Source organism: Brevibacillus thermoruber 423 (assembly GCF_000454065.1).
In the GTDB taxonomy this organism is placed as follows: domain Bacteria; phylum Bacillota; class Bacilli; order Brevibacillales; family Brevibacillaceae; genus Brevibacillus; species Brevibacillus thermoruber.
On sequence record NZ_ATNE01000001.1, the window covers coordinates 207,647 to 222,217 of the forward strand.

General features: G+C 60.6%; 14 protein-coding genes. 3 read left to right on the forward strand and 11 right to left on the reverse strand.

The features are described from left to right. Position 1 precedes the first annotated feature (1 nt). The 3 genes from ruvA to M516_RS0101015 form a co-directional block, all read right to left on the reverse strand. On the reverse strand, positions 2-619 hold the full coding sequence (gene ruvA / locus M516_RS0101005; protein ID WP_029097452.1) for a Holliday junction branch migration protein RuvA: 618 nt from the start codon (positions 617-619) through the stop codon (positions 2-4). Further along, on the reverse strand, positions 616-1,116 hold the full coding sequence (gene ruvC, locus M516_RS0101010) for a crossover junction endodeoxyribonuclease RuvC (protein WP_029097453.1): 501 nt from the start codon (positions 1,114-1,116) through the stop codon (positions 616-618). The genes ruvA and ruvC overlap by 4 nt, the downstream gene beginning before the upstream one ends. Before the next feature lie 130 nt (positions 1,117-1,246). Continuing rightward, positions 1,247-1,438: a hypothetical protein gene (locus tag M516_RS0101015; RefSeq protein ID WP_029097454.1), complete on the reverse strand. Its 192-nt coding sequence runs from the start codon at positions 1,436-1,438 to the stop codon at positions 1,247-1,249. 134 nt (positions 1,439-1,572) lie between these two features. On the opposite strand from M516_RS0101015, the gene M516_RS0101020 reads away from it, so the two are divergent. Further along, positions 1,573-2,658, forward strand: a complete 1,086-nt coding sequence (locus tag M516_RS0101020) for a hypothetical protein (RefSeq protein WP_029097455.1) — start codon at positions 1,573-1,575, stop codon at positions 2,656-2,658. Positions 2,659-2,688: 30 nt separating this feature from the next. Here M516_RS0101020 and M516_RS0101025 read toward each other — a convergent pair whose 3' ends face one another. Beyond that, positions 2,689-3,267: a BofC C-terminal domain-containing protein gene (locus tag M516_RS0101025; RefSeq protein ID WP_029097456.1), complete on the reverse strand. Its 579-nt coding sequence runs from the start codon at positions 3,265-3,267 to the stop codon at positions 2,689-2,691. 191 nt (positions 3,268-3,458) lie between these two features. On the opposite strand from M516_RS0101025, the gene M516_RS0101030 reads away from it, so the two are divergent. Continuing rightward, a complete protein-coding gene (locus M516_RS0101030; protein ID WP_029097457.1) occupies positions 3,459-5,447 on the forward strand; it encodes a bifunctional 2',3'-cyclic-nucleotide 2'-phosphodiesterase/3'-nucleotidase in 1,989 nt (662 codons plus the stop codon). A gap of 44 nt (positions 5,448-5,491) precedes the next feature. On the opposite strand, the gene M516_RS0101035 is transcribed toward M516_RS0101030, so the two are convergent. The 7 genes from M516_RS0101035 to M516_RS0101065 all read right to left on the reverse strand — a co-directional run bounded on the left by M516_RS0101035 (position 5,492) and on the right by M516_RS0101065 (position 14,119). Continuing rightward, positions 5,492-6,520: a phosphotransferase gene (locus M516_RS0101035; RefSeq protein ID WP_029097458.1), complete on the reverse strand. Its 1,029-nt coding sequence runs from the start codon at positions 6,518-6,520 to the stop codon at positions 5,492-5,494. Positions 6,521-6,530: 10 nt separating this feature from the next. After that, positions 6,531-8,432, reverse strand: coding sequence for a SafA/ExsA family spore coat assembly protein (gene safA / locus M516_RS24220; RefSeq protein ID WP_193746930.1), 1,902 nt, complete (start codon positions 8,430-8,432; stop codon positions 6,531-6,533). 1,002 nt (positions 8,433-9,434) lie between these two features. Next, positions 9,435-10,295 (reverse strand): prephenate dehydratase, encoded by an 861-nt coding sequence (pheA, locus tag M516_RS0101045; RefSeq protein ID WP_029097460.1) that lies wholly within the window; start codon positions 10,293-10,295, stop codon positions 9,435-9,437. Positions 10,296-10,318: 23 nt separating this feature from the next. Further along, on the reverse strand, positions 10,319-11,248 hold the full coding sequence (gene thrB / locus M516_RS0101050) for a homoserine kinase (RefSeq protein WP_029097461.1): 930 nt from the start codon (positions 11,246-11,248) through the stop codon (positions 10,319-10,321). After that, on the reverse strand, positions 11,248-12,348 hold the full coding sequence (gene thrC / locus M516_RS0101055; protein WP_035288559.1) for a threonine synthase: 1,101 nt from the start codon (positions 12,346-12,348) through the stop codon (positions 11,248-11,250). Before thrC ends, thrB begins: the two co-directional genes overlap by 1 nt. Next, on the reverse strand, positions 12,345-13,649 hold the full coding sequence (locus tag M516_RS0101060) for a homoserine dehydrogenase (protein ID WP_029097463.1): 1,305 nt from the start codon (positions 13,647-13,649) through the stop codon (positions 12,345-12,347). Before M516_RS0101060 ends, thrC begins: the two co-directional genes overlap by 4 nt. 26 nt (positions 13,650-13,675) lie before the next feature. Beyond that, positions 13,676-14,119 carry an ACT domain-containing protein gene (locus M516_RS0101065; protein ID WP_029097464.1) on the reverse strand — a complete coding sequence of 148 codons (444 nt, stop codon included), beginning with the start codon at positions 14,117-14,119 and terminating at the stop codon, positions 13,676-13,678. A gap of 178 nt (positions 14,120-14,297) precedes the next feature. Here M516_RS0101065 and M516_RS25380 point away from each other — a divergent pair, with 178 nt between their 5' ends. Further along, positions 14,298-14,450 (forward strand): hypothetical protein, encoded by a 153-nt coding sequence (locus M516_RS25380; RefSeq protein ID WP_162836745.1) that lies wholly within the window; start codon positions 14,298-14,300, stop codon positions 14,448-14,450. Positions 14,451-14,571 lie beyond the last annotated feature (121 nt).

Consider the following 14,571-nt stretch of genomic DNA (forward strand, 5'->3'; position numbering starts at 1 on the left):
CTCACCCCCTCATTAACAGCGCAAGCCCCTGCTTGATCAACTGTTCCACCGCCGCGCCACCCTTGGCCGCTTCGGACAGGGCGCCGCGGATCGTTTGCAGTTCGGCGTCGGAATAGCCCAGCGCCGTCAGCGCCTCCAGCGCCTCCTGAAGCGCGGAAGCCGCCTTTTCGCCTGCCGCCAGTTCCGTCGCGGCGACGGCCATGACCGCCGACGGCGTGTAGCCGGTCAGCTTGTCTTTCAAGTCAAGGATCATCCGCTGCGCGGTCTTTTTCCCGATTCCGGGGAACTTCGTCAGATAGGAGACGTTCTCCTGTTGAACGGCCATGACGATCTGTTCCGGCGTCGCGGCGGCCAGGATGGCCAGCGCTCCTTTGGGGCCGATGCCGTTGACGTCCAGCAGCTTGCGGTACAAGTCGCGTTCGTCCCGCGTGGCGAACCCGTAGAGCAGGATGGCGTCTTCCCTGACGTGGTGATGGGTGTACAGCCTGGTTTTCGTCCCTTCGTACCGGACGAACTGGTACGGGTTGGGACAAAAGAGGCGATAGCCGATGCCGCCGGCCTCAATGACGATGTACTCGGCATCCAGGTATGCCAGCGTGCCTTCCACAAAATCGATCATCGTTGCGCTCCTTCCGAAAGGGAGATAAACGCGCGGAACTGCGCGTGGGTGATGGCGATGCCCAAGGCGTCGGCGACGTCGTCCGGTTTGGGCGTCTCCTTCAACCGGAGCAGCATTCGCGTCATCTCCTGAATCTGCCTTTTTTCCGCTCCGCCATAGCCGGTAACCGCCTGCTTCACCTGCATGGGCGTGTATTCGTAGACGGGAATGCCGGCCATTTCGGCGGCCAGCAGGATGACCCCCCTCGCTTGCCCGACCGTAAACGCGGTCGTGACGTTTTTGTTGAAAAACAGCTTCTCGACGGCCATCTCTTCCGGCCGGTATGTATCAAGCAGGCTCTGCATCGCTTCAAAGACCTGTTTCAGCCGCAGCGGAACCGGCAGGCCCGCCTCCGTCTGAATGCTGCCGTACTGCACAGGGCGCAGTTGACTCCCCTGTTTGTCCAAGATGCCAAACCCGACGATGGCAATGCCGGGGTCGATACCGATGATGCGCATGGGCCCACTCTCCGCGTACAAGTTTCTGTTCCTACTGTACCACAAAGCGGAGAAAAAGCGAACGTGCATTTCCATTCCCAAAAATAAAAAGCCCAACCCTTTCACAGGGTCGGGCTGCATACGGCGTCACCTAGTGTTTGTTCAATCCAAGTGCATCCGCTTCGTCGTGCTGCATGTGCGCGTATTCGTCCACGCCATCCCGCATCTGTTCGCGGATCTGGTTGATCCGGCGATAGTCGAGCTTGTTGTGCCCCTGGTTCAATTGAACGTACAAACGCTGGTGATACTGGTCTTTGTAGCTTCCTCGAGGCATCGAAGACATGCTGGAAAGACTCCTCCTTGGAGCGCCGTATGAAAACAGTATGGCGTGAGCGTCTCCTAGTTATGATGGCAAGATTTGTTCCGCAAGCGGGATGCACCCGGCAGGGCACACTATCACGCGGGAGGTGTCCTGACTTGCGTTATGTCCTGATCGTCACATTCTTCCTCTGCTCCGCGCTGTTGGGGCAGCCCCTGCAGACCACAGCGGCCGCACCCCCGCCCGATCTGCTGATCGCCGTCAGCGTCGGGCCGAATGCCGACTTTTTGTCCACGCTGTCGATTCGCCAACCGGACGGGCTGGCACAGGTCATCCTGCGCAGCCCCACCGGCCCCGCCGGCTCCCCGCCCGAACCCGTCAGGGCGACGGTCACCATCGGCTCCCGCTCCTTTTTGTACGGGTATGACGGCCGCCTGTACGACCAAAACCGGCAGTCTGCCGTGCACCTGACCGCCGATGCCGCCAAAGAGCTGGACGGGTACGTGCATCGTCTGGAACAGGTCCACTTCGGCAAACCGCTTGATTGGAGCGAAGTGCGCCGCGTGTTCAAACGGATGGGCTACGCCACCGTCATCGACCTGGAGACAGGGGAACGGTTCCGCGTGCAGCGGCGGGCCGGCAGCCGTCACGCCGACGTGCAGCCGCTCACCAAGGAGGACACCCGGATTATGAAACAGATCTACCAGGGCAGGTGGAGCTGGAAGCGCCGGGCAATCCTGGTGGAGGTGAACGGCACGTACTTCGCCGCCTCGATGCACGGCATGCCGCACGGGGCGGGCACGATCCGCGGCAACCAGTTCCCCGGCCATTTCTGCATCCACTTTATGGGCAGTTCCACCCACCGGCGGAAGGAGCCGGACCCCAGCCACAGCCTGATGATTTTGAAGGCGTCGGGAAAACTGCCGGAAACGGTGATGGCCGCCTCGCCGGAACAGCTCGTGGATTACTTCCTCACTTCCCTGAACGAACACGATCTGCAGGCGCTGCGCATGACCACGGACGGTTTTGCACTGCCCTCGTTCCTTCAAGGGATTGACTCCGTCAAACGGATAGAGGAGATACAGCCAGGCGATACCGCCGACGCCCTCGCCGTGGAGATCCCGGTGCGGGTCGACTACGTAAACAGCGATGGCGCGACAAAGCAGGATCGCTGGGTCTTTCACTTGTACCGAACCGCCCCCTGGGCCCGGTGGAAAATCACCGGTGTTTTTGCTGACGAGTAAAGGCTGCCCACACCCGGGCAGCCCCCCTGTTCAACTGTCTGCTTCGTCTGCCTGAAACTCGCTGTACGTGGACAGCACGCTGTTGTACTCCGCCAGATCGCGGACACGGATGCCCCGTTTCAGCGATTCCAGCTCATCCTTGGACAGTCTCGTTTCCATTTTGGCCGTGTCGATCCGGTAAAACGTCTGCACCACCTGCTGATCCGTCGGCAGGCCGTTGAACAGGGTCAGCACGCCGTCGGGCGACAAGCCGAAGTATCCGTTTGCCTTGCACGACGGAGCGAGATCGTTCTCCCGCTTAAACAGGATCAGCTTGGCCGGATCGGACGCGATAATCTCCCACCCGCTGTACGTCACCAGGGCTTGCGCCAGTTGATCGTGCGGAACCTGTTTGATTTCCTCGTCCTTGACGCCACACAGGTAGGTGCGTGCCAGCACCAGTTGGTACGGCTTCTCCAGGGCGTCCAGTGATCCGCCTGCCTCCGCGGCCAGCCAAGAGAATCCGCTCCCGTTTTGGCCCCGGATCATTTCTCCTACCGCAATGCCGCCGGCCAAACCGACGGCAAACACGGCCGTCCACGACATGTAAAACAACCAATGCCGCCTCATGATTCCCAGTACTCCTTTTACACCCGTTTCCAACCAGTATTGCCAATTTAATGAAAGAAAATACCAGGGAATCGCCAAAATTCTTATCTTTGCGACAACTTTTCGTGGAAAATCTACCCAACTCGCAGCAGACGTGATACACTATGGTTGCTTTCGATCTATTATTTTTTCCATGGGGGGAATGCAATCCTATGAAAAAGGCACGCACACACAAGCTGGCGGGCTTTCTCCTGCCCGCTTCCCTGGTTGTGGCAGCGCTTTCGTTCCCGCTTGTTCCGGCAAGCGCCAACGGGGACTCCACGCTGAAGCTGCGCCTCTTGGAGACGACTGACATCCATACGCACATCGTCAACTACGATTACTATCAGGACAAGGAGACGGACGAGTTCGGCCTGGCCAAGACTGCTTCGCTGATCAAAAAAGCCCGCGAAGAAGCGAAAAACTCGATGCTGTTCGACAACGGCGACCTGATTCAGGGCAATCCGCTGGGCGATTACGTGGCAAAGGTAAAACCGCTGAAGGACGGCGAGACCCATCCCGTTTACAAAGCGATGAACCTGTTGAACTACGATGCCGGCAACATCGGCAACCACGAGTTCAACTTCGGCCTGGAGCATCTGGAGCGCAGCCTGAAGGGGGCCAAATTCCCCTACGTCAACGCCAACGTGTACGTGGACGACAAGGACAACAATCCGGACAACGACCAGCACAAGTTCACGCCTTACCTGATCCTGGAGCGCACGTTCAAGGACGAGAGCGGCAAGGACGTCAAGCTGAAAGTGGGCGTGATCGGCTTCGTTCCGCCGCAGATCATGCTGTGGGACAAGTCCAACCTGGAAGGCAAGGTGATCGCCAAGGACATCGTGGAGACGGCGAAAAAATACGTGCCGGAAATGAAGAAAAAGGGAGCCGACATCATCGTCGCCATTCCCCATTCCGGCCTCGGCCCCGTCGAAGCGGGCGCCAATCTGGAGAACGCCAGCTATCAACTGAGCAAAGTGGACGGCATCGACGCCATCCTGTTCGGCCACTCCCACTCCGTCTTCCCGGGCCCGGGCTTTGAAAACATTCCGGGCGTCGACGGAGAAAAAGGGCTGATCAACGGCAAGCCGGCCGTCATGCCGGGCTACTGGGGCAACCATCTGGGCGTGATCGACCTGACGCTGAAACAGGAAAACGGCAAATGGAAAGTGGTCGAATCGGCGTCCCGGGCGATCCCGATCTACGACAAAACAAACAAAAAAGCGCTGGCCGACGTGGATACGTCCATCGTCAACGCCGTGAAGGACGACCACGACCACACCGTCGAGTGGGTGCGCTCCGCGGTGGGAACGACGACTTCTCCGATCTTCAGCTACTTTGCGCTGGTCCAAGACGATCCGTCCATCCAGATCGTCACCAACGCCCAAAAGTGGTACGTGGAGAAAAACATCAAGGGCACGGAGTATGACGGCATTCCGGTGCTGTCCGCAGGCGCTCCGTTCAAGGCGGGCGGCCGCAACGGGGCAAGCTACTACACCAACATCCCGGCCGGCACCATCGCGATCAAGAACGTGTCCGATCTGTACATCTACCCCAACACGTTGAAAGCGGTGCTGGTGAACGGCGCGCAGTTGAAAGAGTGGCTGGAACGCTCCGCCGGCCAATTCAACCAGATCGACGTGAACAAGACGGAGGAGCAGCCGCTGATCAACGATGCCTTCCCGACCTACAACTTTGACGTGATCGACGGCGTCACCTATCAGATCGACGTCACCCAGCCGTCCAGGTACGACAAAGACGGCAAGATGGTCAATCCGAACGCGAGCCGGATCAAGAACCTGTCGTACAACGGCAAACCGGTCAAGGCGGAGGACAAGTTCATCGTCGTGACCAACAACTACCGGGCCAGCGGTGGCGGCAACTTCCCGGGTCTGGACGGCAGCAACATCGTCATCGACTCGCCGGACGAAAACCGCCAGATCGTGATCGATTACATCCTCAGCCAAAAGACGATCAACCCGGCCGCCGACAACAACTGGTCGTTCGCTCCGGTAAACGGGAAGGTAAACGTGACCTTCACCACGTCCCCGGACGCCAAACCGTTTGCCGATAAAATGCCGCATCTCAAGTACCTGACCACGCTGGAAAACGGCTTTGCCAAATACTCCATCGACCTGTCCAAGGCGGCCTCCAAGTAACGCGAAAAAAAGCTGATGGCATCCGTGCCGTCAGCTTTTTTCGTTCACCCGACAAAATGATAGGAGCCCCAGGGAGAGCGCTGGAAAATGGCGTGGCCCGCTTCCAGAAACGTCCGGCGCGACCGGCGCAGGCGGGCTTCCATCTGCACAAGCTGCAGAACGCCGCGCATGGTGTAGCCCGGTCTGTTGGCGTACACGCCCGTCACTTCGCGCAGAAAGTTGTCCGGGTAGCGCAGAAGCTGGTGGATCATCCAGACTTGGGCATCGCTGAGCACATTCACGCTGCTGTACGCCTCAATCGCTTCCACAAACGAGTCGACGCGGTACCCCTGCATCAGCAGCATGCGCCCCATGAGCTGGACCAGATCGCTGAGCTGCATGTCGTGGCCCACGGTGTCCAGGTCGATCAAGTAGCAGCTGCCCCGCGACGTGATCAGAAAATTGTGGCTGGCCACGTCCCGGTGAGCGAGCGTGCCCTGTTCGACCATGGCAAACAGCTCCGACGCCAGCGGCAGTTTGTACGCCGCCTGCAAAATCTCGCGGCCGTCACGGATGACTTCATCCGCCATCTCCAGGATGATCTGTTCCAGCCGGTTTTGCGGGCCGTTCTGTTCCACGTGCCAGATGATCCGCTCGAAATGTTCCAATCGGCTTTCCCATTTGTCCAGCATGGCCGGCTTTCCTTCAAAGGCATAGGGATGAGGGACGGGGAAGCCGCGGGCCGCCAGGTGAAATCTGGCCAGCGTCGCGGCCGATTTTTTTACGTCGGATATCGAGGTGTTGTCGGCTTCCCGGCCATCGATCATTTTCATCACGGTGTAGTAACGGTTCTGAAACGGAAAGATTTTCTCTCCGCGCTCATCGGAGATGTACTGAACCGTTTGGTAAAATCCTTTCTCTTGCAGGGTATCGGAGAGTCGGGTCACCCACTCTGCCTTCTCCCGTTCTTTGTAGCCCTTGATGATCCAATGGCCCCGATCCGTCTTGAGAAGATGAACATTGCGCCGGGGCTTTACCCCATAGATGCGGCAGCGGAACGCTTTTTCAAGAGAAAGAACAAAGGATCTGCTCATATCCTGACGATCAGGAAGAGGAAGATTCATCGTGCCCTTGTTCCCAATTGGGCCACACTTCCTGAGCGGGCAGGGCCGGCATGGAATGGGAAGCAGGGTACGTCAACGGTGTAGCGTTCTCCTGTGTGCCGCTGTCAAACCGACAATCTTGATAGGGCAAGTCATATGGACCATCGTGACGGCTATCCCGGGACGAGAAAGAGCTGGACGTCGAATCGCACCACTCCCGATGATGCCGCTTCTTCTTGCGGCGGGTACGGGCGGGCGGACGCCGCCACCTCGGCGGGCTGTACGGACTTTCTTCAAACAGGTATTCCGGCGGCATCATGTCTGGCGGCAGCAGCTCCGGGCCTACCCACGGCGGCATCATGTTCGGCGAAATCATCTCCGGACCTACCCACGGCATATTTGGTGGCAGCAGCTCCGGACCCGCCCACGGCGGCATCATGTTCGGCGAAATCATCTCCGGACCTGCCCACGGCATGTTCGGCGGCAGCAGCTCCGGACCCGCCCACGGCACGTTTGGCGGCAGCATCTCCGGACTTACCCACGGCACGTTCGGCGGCAGCAGCTCCGGGCCTACCCACGGCGGCATCACGTTTGGCGGCAGCGTCTCCGGACTTACACGCGGCGGCCTTGCGTTCGGCGGCTGCGTCTCCGGACTTACCCACGGCGGCCTTGCGTTCGGCGGCTGCGTCTCCGGACTTACCCACGGCGGTCTTGCGTTCGGGGGCTGCGTTTCCGGACTTACCCACGGCGGCCTTGCGTTCGGCGGCTGCGTTTCCGGGCTTATCCACGGCGGCCTTGCGTTCGGGGGCTGCGTTTCCGGACTTACCCACGGCGGTCTTGCGTTCGGGGGCTGCGTTTCCGGACTTACCCACGGCGGCCTTGCGTTCGGCGGCTGCGTTTCCGGCAGCACTTGCGGCCTCATCGGCGGCCTTCCGCAAGGCGGGCATATCGGCTGCGTCGGATACGGACGGACGGGGTACGGACGGTACGGCGGCTGCGGCTGGGCCGGACTGACGTAGGACGGCGGCTGCGGCGGACTCACCTTGGCTGGAGGAGCCGTCGGCGGAACTGGCCTCAGTAGAGGCGGCACGGGCGGCCGGATCGGCTGAATCGGCGGCTGCGGGGCGACCGGACGCTGGGGGGGAGGCACAACCTGCGGCGATACCCTGCCGGGCGGCGCAGGCGCAACGTACGGCCCAAACGGACGCACGTAGCCGGGCGGTGCGGGCGGCACATTTGGCCCAAACGGACGCACGTAGCCGGGCGGTGCAGGCGGCACATTTGGCCCAAACGGACGCACATAGCCGGGCGGCGCAGGCGGCACATTCGGCCCAAACGGTCCCACTTGGCCGGGCGGTGCAGGCGACACATTCGGCCCAAACGGACGCACGTAGCCGGGCGGTGTAGGCGGCACATTCGGCCCAAACGGTCCCACTTGGCCGGGCGGTGCAGGCGGCACGGGCGGCATGTACGGGCTCACGTTCGCGGGCGGCTTGGGAGGCAGGGCCTGCGGCGTTTCCTGTTCCGCCTCGATTTCCAGCTCGCGGTCTTGCCCGATGTCTGTGTCCGTCTCCGGTTCCGTTTCCGGTTCCAGCTCCAATTCCCTGTCTTCTTCCGGTGCCTCCATCGGCCGCTTCTCGATCTGCTGCGGCACTTCCGGCTCCACTTGTTCTTCCTTGATCGGCTTTTCTTTTACCCGGGGGGATTCATGGGACGGGGACGTCCTGTTTTGCTGCGGCCGAACCGGCACGCGCCTGGCCGGGACTTTTACCCGCATGCCGGGATAAATCAGGTCGGGGTTTTTTATCTGGCTGTTCAGGCGCAGCAGTTCCTTAAAATCGACGCCGTATTTTTTGGCGATTTTCCACATGGTGTCGCCTCGTTGGACTACGTGGATTCTCACTGTTTCTCCTCCCTCTCGGAAACTCCCTTCCATGGTATGCACCCATGGGCGTTTTGCTCACCCCGGCGAAAAAGGGCTTACGCCCATCTTGCGGAGCGCAAGAAAAAACGGCTGCCTGACGTGTCGTCAAACAACCGTTCCGATGGGAGCGTTCCGCGGCAGAGCAGTGAAACTGCCGCCCTCCATCACGCACTTGCAACGCTTCACCCGCCCTTTTTCCTCCAACGCGACGCCCTTGCCTGTTCGAATGGTTCAGAAGGTCGGCGATCAGCCCTACATTTTGCTCGGCCGTCCTCTCGTGGCGTGGGACGTTTCCCCGATACACTCCGCCAGGCCGTAGTCGCACAGGCTGGCAATTATCCGTCTCACGTTGCGGTTCGTCATGGCGAGGTTGGGCGGACAGATCGGTCGTGGTAAACGCGTCCCAATTCATGCGGCAGATCAAGGCTTCCAGCTTTTTGTACGTCTTCACGCTGACCCCTGCCCGTTTCAGCTTGTTCAGCAGGTCCGGATCGTCGGAGCGATTGTGATAGATCAATTCGTCTTCCGCTCCCGCCGATTCGATGATCATCCCGTTTTCCTGCACGATGACAATGCCCCGCCCCTGCAGGTTCTTTGCTCCCCCATCTTGCGCAGTTCGTTTCTTCCTTATCCTACCACAGAAAAAAGCCATCTCCTAGGAGATGGCCAAGACTGAAGACAAACCGATTGCATCGAAGGAGAAGCATGTTTCCAGGCAGAGCGACTTGTGAGCCCTACCGAGCGGAGCAGCGATTTGCGGGAAAAAGGAGCGCCACCTGTGAATGGGCTGCGTAGCAATGCGGCTTTGGCGATCCCCCGCAAATCGATGCGGAGCGTGCAGTCTGTTCTTCCCTGCTGGACGTTGATTGGGCCCCGCCGAACGCGAGCGTTAGCTTGTGTTCGGTGGGTAAAGCACGGAGCGGATGACGGAAACGTGCTTCTCCCCCCAGCAGCCACTTTGTCTACACACTAAGCCATCTCCTAGGAGATGGCCTTCAGATAAAACGGATACGTGCCGAGCTGGCGGACCTGGCAGCCGAGCGCCTCGATCTCGGCAAACGCGCCGGGGAGCAGCACGTCGTCCATTTTTTGTTCGATGTCGATCACGAACAGGTAGCTGCCCAGCCCTTTCTTGGTCGGGCGGGATTCGATGCGGGACAGGTTGATCTTGCGCCAGGCGAACGCGGCCAGCACCTGGTAGAGGGCGCCCGGAAAATCTTCCGGAAGCGTGACCAGGATGGTCGTCTTTTCCCTGTCGGACGGCGGCATATCCAGCGGTTCCCGGCCGACGAGGACAAAGCGGGTGTAGTTGTTGGAATAGTCTTGAATATCCTGCTGCGCAAACGACAGCGGGTAGATTTCCGGATTGAGCCGGGTCCCGATCGCCGCCCACGGTTCCTCCGGATGCTCGCTCACGATCTGTGCCGCCTGCGCCGTGCTGTTGGTGTACTCAATCTCAGCGTGGGGAAGGTGCTCGCGGATAAAGTTGTGACACTGGGCAATGGCGTGCGGGTGCGACAAAATCCGGGTAATGGCCGCAAGCGGCAGGGCGTCGTCCCGCTTGGCCACCAGCAAGTGCTGCGAAATCGGCAGCGCCAGTTCGGCCAAAATGGGCAGGTCCACCTCGTGAATCAACCAGTCCATTGCCGCGTTGACGGTGCCTTCAATCGTGTTTTCCACCGGCACCACGCCGTAGTCGGCCTCTCCTGTGGCAGCGGCGTTCAGAACGTCGATGATGCTCGGACACGCCAGGTAACGAAACGGCCGACGCGCGGTCAAGGCGCGGGCCGCTTCTTCCGAAAACGTTCCGCGCGGTCCGAGAAAAGCCAATTGTTTCTCCATGACAATACTCCTATCCGCATTCTCTATCTGGTCGAGATTGTCACCTGTGCGCCACGCTCATCGGGTCTCAACCGCATCGTCCGGTAGGAAACGCCGTGCTTTCGCATCACGCTGTCCACAAACGCCTGCAGCTTCTCCCGCTCCGCGTCCGTCGAGTAGTAGCAGAGAATCGTCGGCCCCGCGCCGCTCAGCGCCGCGCCGAGCGCGCCGTTGCGGGTCGCCCCGTCCAGGATCTCACGCAGGCCGGGGACAAGCGCGGCCCGGTACGGCTGATGCAGCCGATCCCCCATCGCCTGACCCAACAGGTCCAATCTGCCTTGGGCCAAAGCGGCCACCAGCAAACTGCTATGACCAACATTATATATGACATCCTGTTTGCTGTACACATCGGGCAGGACATTGCGCGCCTTTTCCGTCGACAGCGGATAGTCGGGGATGATCACGAGCGTGTGCAGCCCCTCCGGGGGCGCAAGGCGGACGTAGGGGATCGGCTCTCCGTCCCGCTCCGGCATCGTCGCCACCACAATGCCGCCGAACAGTGAAGCCCCCACGTTGTCCGGGTGGCCTTCCAGCCGGGTGGCGATGGCAAACAGCCGTTCCCGGTCAAACGGCTCCCCGGCCAGGCTGTTGGCGGCGACGAGCGCGCCGACGATCGCCGCCGCGCTGCTGCCCAGGCCCCGCGTCAGCGGCGCTTCCGTCTCCGCGCGGATATACAGTTCCGGGACGGGCAGCCCCGCTTCTTCAAACAGTCCGGCGGCCACCTGGTAGAGCAGGTTGCCCTTGTCCGTGGGCAGCCCCTCCAGTTCCTCGCCGATCAGCACGATTTCCGTCGTTTCGCTGAGCGCCATCTCCACCGTGGAGTACAGCCGGAAGGCCATCCCCACGGCATCGAAGCCCGGTCCCAGATTGGCGGTGCTGGCGGGGACGGTGACCCGCACGAGAGGACGGTTCATCACGAAACGTCCCCCGCCTTTTCGCGGATCAACGCCATCACCGCGTCACGCGTCGCCGGCACAGAGCGCGGTTCCTCGCCCACCAGCTTGAGGGCAACATTGGGATCTTTCAGTCCGTTGCCCGTCAGCACGCAGGCGATCGTCAAGCCCTGCTCCAGTCTGCCCGCCTCGCGCAGCTTGATCACGCCGGCCAGGGAAGCGGCCGATGCCGGTTCGCAGAAGATGCCTTCGCTTCTCGCGAGCAGTTGGTAGGCGCGCAGGATTTCCTCGTCGGTCACGCTGTCCACCAGGCCGTCCGATTCGGCGATAGCCGCCAGAGCTCCTTCCTTGCTGGCCGGGTTGCCGATGCGGATCGCCGTGGCGATCGTCTCCGGATTGGGCACGGGATGACCGAGGACCAGCGGCGCCGCCCCCGCCGCCTGAAACCCGAACATGCGCGGCAGTTGGGCTGTTTTGCCGGTGGCGTGATACTCCTTGAAGCCTTTCCAGTAGGCCGTGATGTTGCCGGCGTTGCCCACCGGGATGGCGAGAATGTCCGGGGCCTTGCCGAGCGCGTCGCAGATTTCAAAAGAGGCGGTTTTTTGCCCCTCGATCCGGTACGGGTTGACCGAGTTGACCAGCGTGATCGGCTCGTTGGCAGTGATGTCGCGGACGATGCGCAGCGCCTCGTCAAAGTTTCCGTCGATGGCGATGACCTCCGCCCCGTAGGCGATCGCCTGCGCCAGCTTGCCCAGCGCGATGTTGCCGCTCGGAATCAGCACGATGCAGCGCAGCCCGGCGCGGGCGGCGTAGGCAGCCGCGGCGGCGGAGGTGTTGCCGGTGGACGCGCACATGATGGTGGTGCTGCCTTCTTCCAGCGCTTTGGCGACCGCCATCACCATGCCGCGGTCTTTAAACGAACCGGTCGGATTCAGCCCTTCATACTTGAAGTACAGCTCCACACCCAACTGCCGGGAGAGAGACGGGGCGTGAATCAGCGGCGTGTTTCCCTCGTGAAGGCTGACGAGCGGCGTCTTTTCCGTCACCGGCAGAAACTGTCGGTAACGGGCGATGATGCCGGACTGGCGGTCGGCCTGAACAGACGGCTGCCGTTGGCTCATGACTGCTCGCCTCCTTCCACGCGGTAGCAGCTTTTCACTTCGCTCACGATCTCCATCTCCTCCATGCACTGCAGCACCTCGTCCATGTCCCCTTTGGACGCCAGGTGCGTCACCATGATGATTTCCGCCTGCTCTCCGTTGTTGTACGGCTGCTGCAGCACCTGCTCCAGCGAGATGTTCTTGTCGGCCAACAGCTGCGTAATCTGCGCCAGTACGCCGCGCTTGTCGGCCACGACGATGCGGAGGAAATATTTCGACAATTTCTGCTTGTCATCCTTGAGAATCTTTTCTTTGTACGGAGCGACCATGCCGCGTCCGTTTACGCCCAGCTTCATGTTTTTCACGACCGTCACCAGGTCGGACACGACGGCCGTCGCCGTCGGCAGTTCGCCGGCGCCCGGGCCGTAAAACATCGTCTCGCCCACCGCTTCCCCGTGCACGTAGACCGCGTTGAACACGCCGTTGACCGATGCCAGCGGGTGGGATTTGGGGACCATCGTCGGCTGCACGCTCACTTCGATCGCTTCGCCGTCCCGGCGGGCCAGACCCAGGAGCTTCACCTCGTAGCCCAGCTTTTTGCCGTAGGCGATGTCTTCCTTGGACACCCCGCTGATTCCTTTGACGTCCACGTCCTCCAGCTTCATCGGCACGCGGAAGCCCAGCGTCGCCAGAATCGCCATCTTGCGGGCGGCGTCATAGCCTTCGACGTCGGAGGTGGGATCCGCTTCGGCGTAACCGAGCGCCTGCGCTTCCTTCAGCACGTCGCCGTAATCGGCGCCGTCCTGGCTCATTTTGGTGAGGATGTAGTTGGTCGTGCCGTTGACAATCCCCATCATCTTGGTGATGCGGTCGGACGAGAAGCCTTCCACCAAGGCTCTCAGAATCGGAATGCCGCCGGCGACGCTGGCCTCGTAAAAGACGTCACAACCTTTTTCCTGCGCCTTCTGCAGGATTTCGCCGCCGTGCAGGGCCATCAGGTCCTTGTTGGCGGTGACGACGTGCTTGCCCCGCTCAAGCGCCCCCAGGATGTACTCCCTGGCCGGCGAGATGCCGCCGATCACTTCCACGATCACGTCGATCTCCGGGTCGTCCAGCAGTTCGGACGCATCGGTGGTAATCACGCTGTTCATCGACGGGATACTGCGGGACTTTTCCGCGTCCTGCACCAGAATCCGCTTGATCTCGATGCCCAGCCCCGTCTGTTTTTGCAGATCCTCCTGATGGGCCTGGATGATGCGAACGACGCCGGTACCCACCGTGCCGAACCCCATCAACCCCAGTTTTACCGTTTGCTTGTCCATGTCTCTCTCCTCCTATCCGGCAGCCGCTACCCGCGACCGACAATCATCGCTTTGCGCACGCCGTTTATCTCCTGCAGTCCTTCCAGAAACTCCGTGCTGGACACCTTCAGATGGGCCATGTCCACCGACATGGAAATGTTGGCAATGCCCTGGAGCGGAATCGTCTGGTTGATCGTCAGCACGTTGCCCCCCTGCTCCGCCACGTACTGCAGCACCTTGGACAGGTAGCCGGAGCGGTGTTCCAGCGAAAAGGTGATGGTCATGATCTTCTCACTCATCATCGCGTTGAACGGGAAAATGCCGTCCTTGTACTTGTAAAAGGCGCTGCGGCTCAAGCCTACCCGTTCCACCGCCTCGTTTACCGTATCCACTTCTCCGGCCTCCAGCAGCTTTTTCGCCTCGATGGTCTTGGCGATCGACTCCGGCAGGATGTCGGAGCGGATCAAGTAAAACTTTTCTTCCCGCTTCACGTGTTGTGTCCTCCTGAGAAAAACAGTTGTTTTCACCTAGAGGACATTATAGCCGATCCTTTTCCCCCTGACAATCCTTATCGGCGTTTTTTCTTTCGCTGCTCGCCTTCCCTTACATGAGCGGATTTCCCTTGGTACAGACTATAACGGATCCTGAGCAAAGCGAGGTGAGTGACCGATGGCAGGACGCGGCAAAACGGACAAATCGGAGCGCCGGAACAATCACCCCGCCGCCAGGCCGAGCGATTTGGACCAGTTCGGCGACAACACGCGGGGCAAAAAAATCGCCCAGTCTCCCCACGTTGTGGAGGATCCGAGCGGCAACAAGTAAACAGGCACAGCGAAAAAGTATGCCTGACCCCAGGCATACTTTTTTGGCCCTGTATTCCCCCATTTATTTCCTGTCAGGTGCGCGATGATCGCTTTTCCCTGAGACGTTCACGCATTCGTCC

Coding starts and splice junctions, on each gene's coding strand:
- ruvC (WP_029097453.1), bottom strand. CDS start 1,116: ATGCGCATCATCGGTATCGACCCCGGCATTGCCATCGTCGGGTTTGGC.
- thrC (WP_035288559.1), bottom strand. CDS start 12,348: ATGAGCCAACGGCAGCCGTCTGTTCAGGCCGACCGCCAGTCCGGCATC.
- M516_RS0101060 (WP_029097463.1), bottom strand. CDS start 13,649: ATGGACAAGCAAACGGTAAAACTGGGGTTGATGGGGTTCGGCACGGTG.
- ruvA (WP_029097452.1), bottom strand. CDS start 619: ATGATCGATTTTGTGGAAGGCACGCTGGCATACCTGGATGCCGAGTAC.
- M516_RS0101035 (WP_029097458.1), bottom strand. CDS start 6,520: ATGAGCAGATCCTTTGTTCTTTCTCTTGAAAAAGCGTTCCGCTGCCGC.
- M516_RS0101030 (WP_029097457.1), top strand. CDS start 3,459: ATGAAAAAGGCACGCACACACAAGCTGGCGGGCTTTCTCCTGCCCGCT.
- M516_RS0101025 (WP_029097456.1), bottom strand. CDS start 3,267: ATGAGGCGGCATTGGTTGTTTTACATGTCGTGGACGGCCGTGTTTGCC.
- M516_RS25380 (WP_162836745.1), top strand. CDS start 14,298: ATGGCAGGACGCGGCAAAACGGACAAATCGGAGCGCCGGAACAATCAC.
- pheA (WP_029097460.1), bottom strand. CDS start 10,295: ATGGAGAAACAATTGGCTTTTCTCGGACCGCGCGGAACGTTTTCGGAA.
- M516_RS0101015 (WP_029097454.1), bottom strand. CDS start 1,438: ATGTCTTCGATGCCTCGAGGAAGCTACAAAGACCAGTATCACCAGCGT.
- thrB (WP_029097461.1), bottom strand. CDS start 11,248: ATGAACCGTCCTCTCGTGCGGGTCACCGTCCCCGCCAGCACCGCCAAT.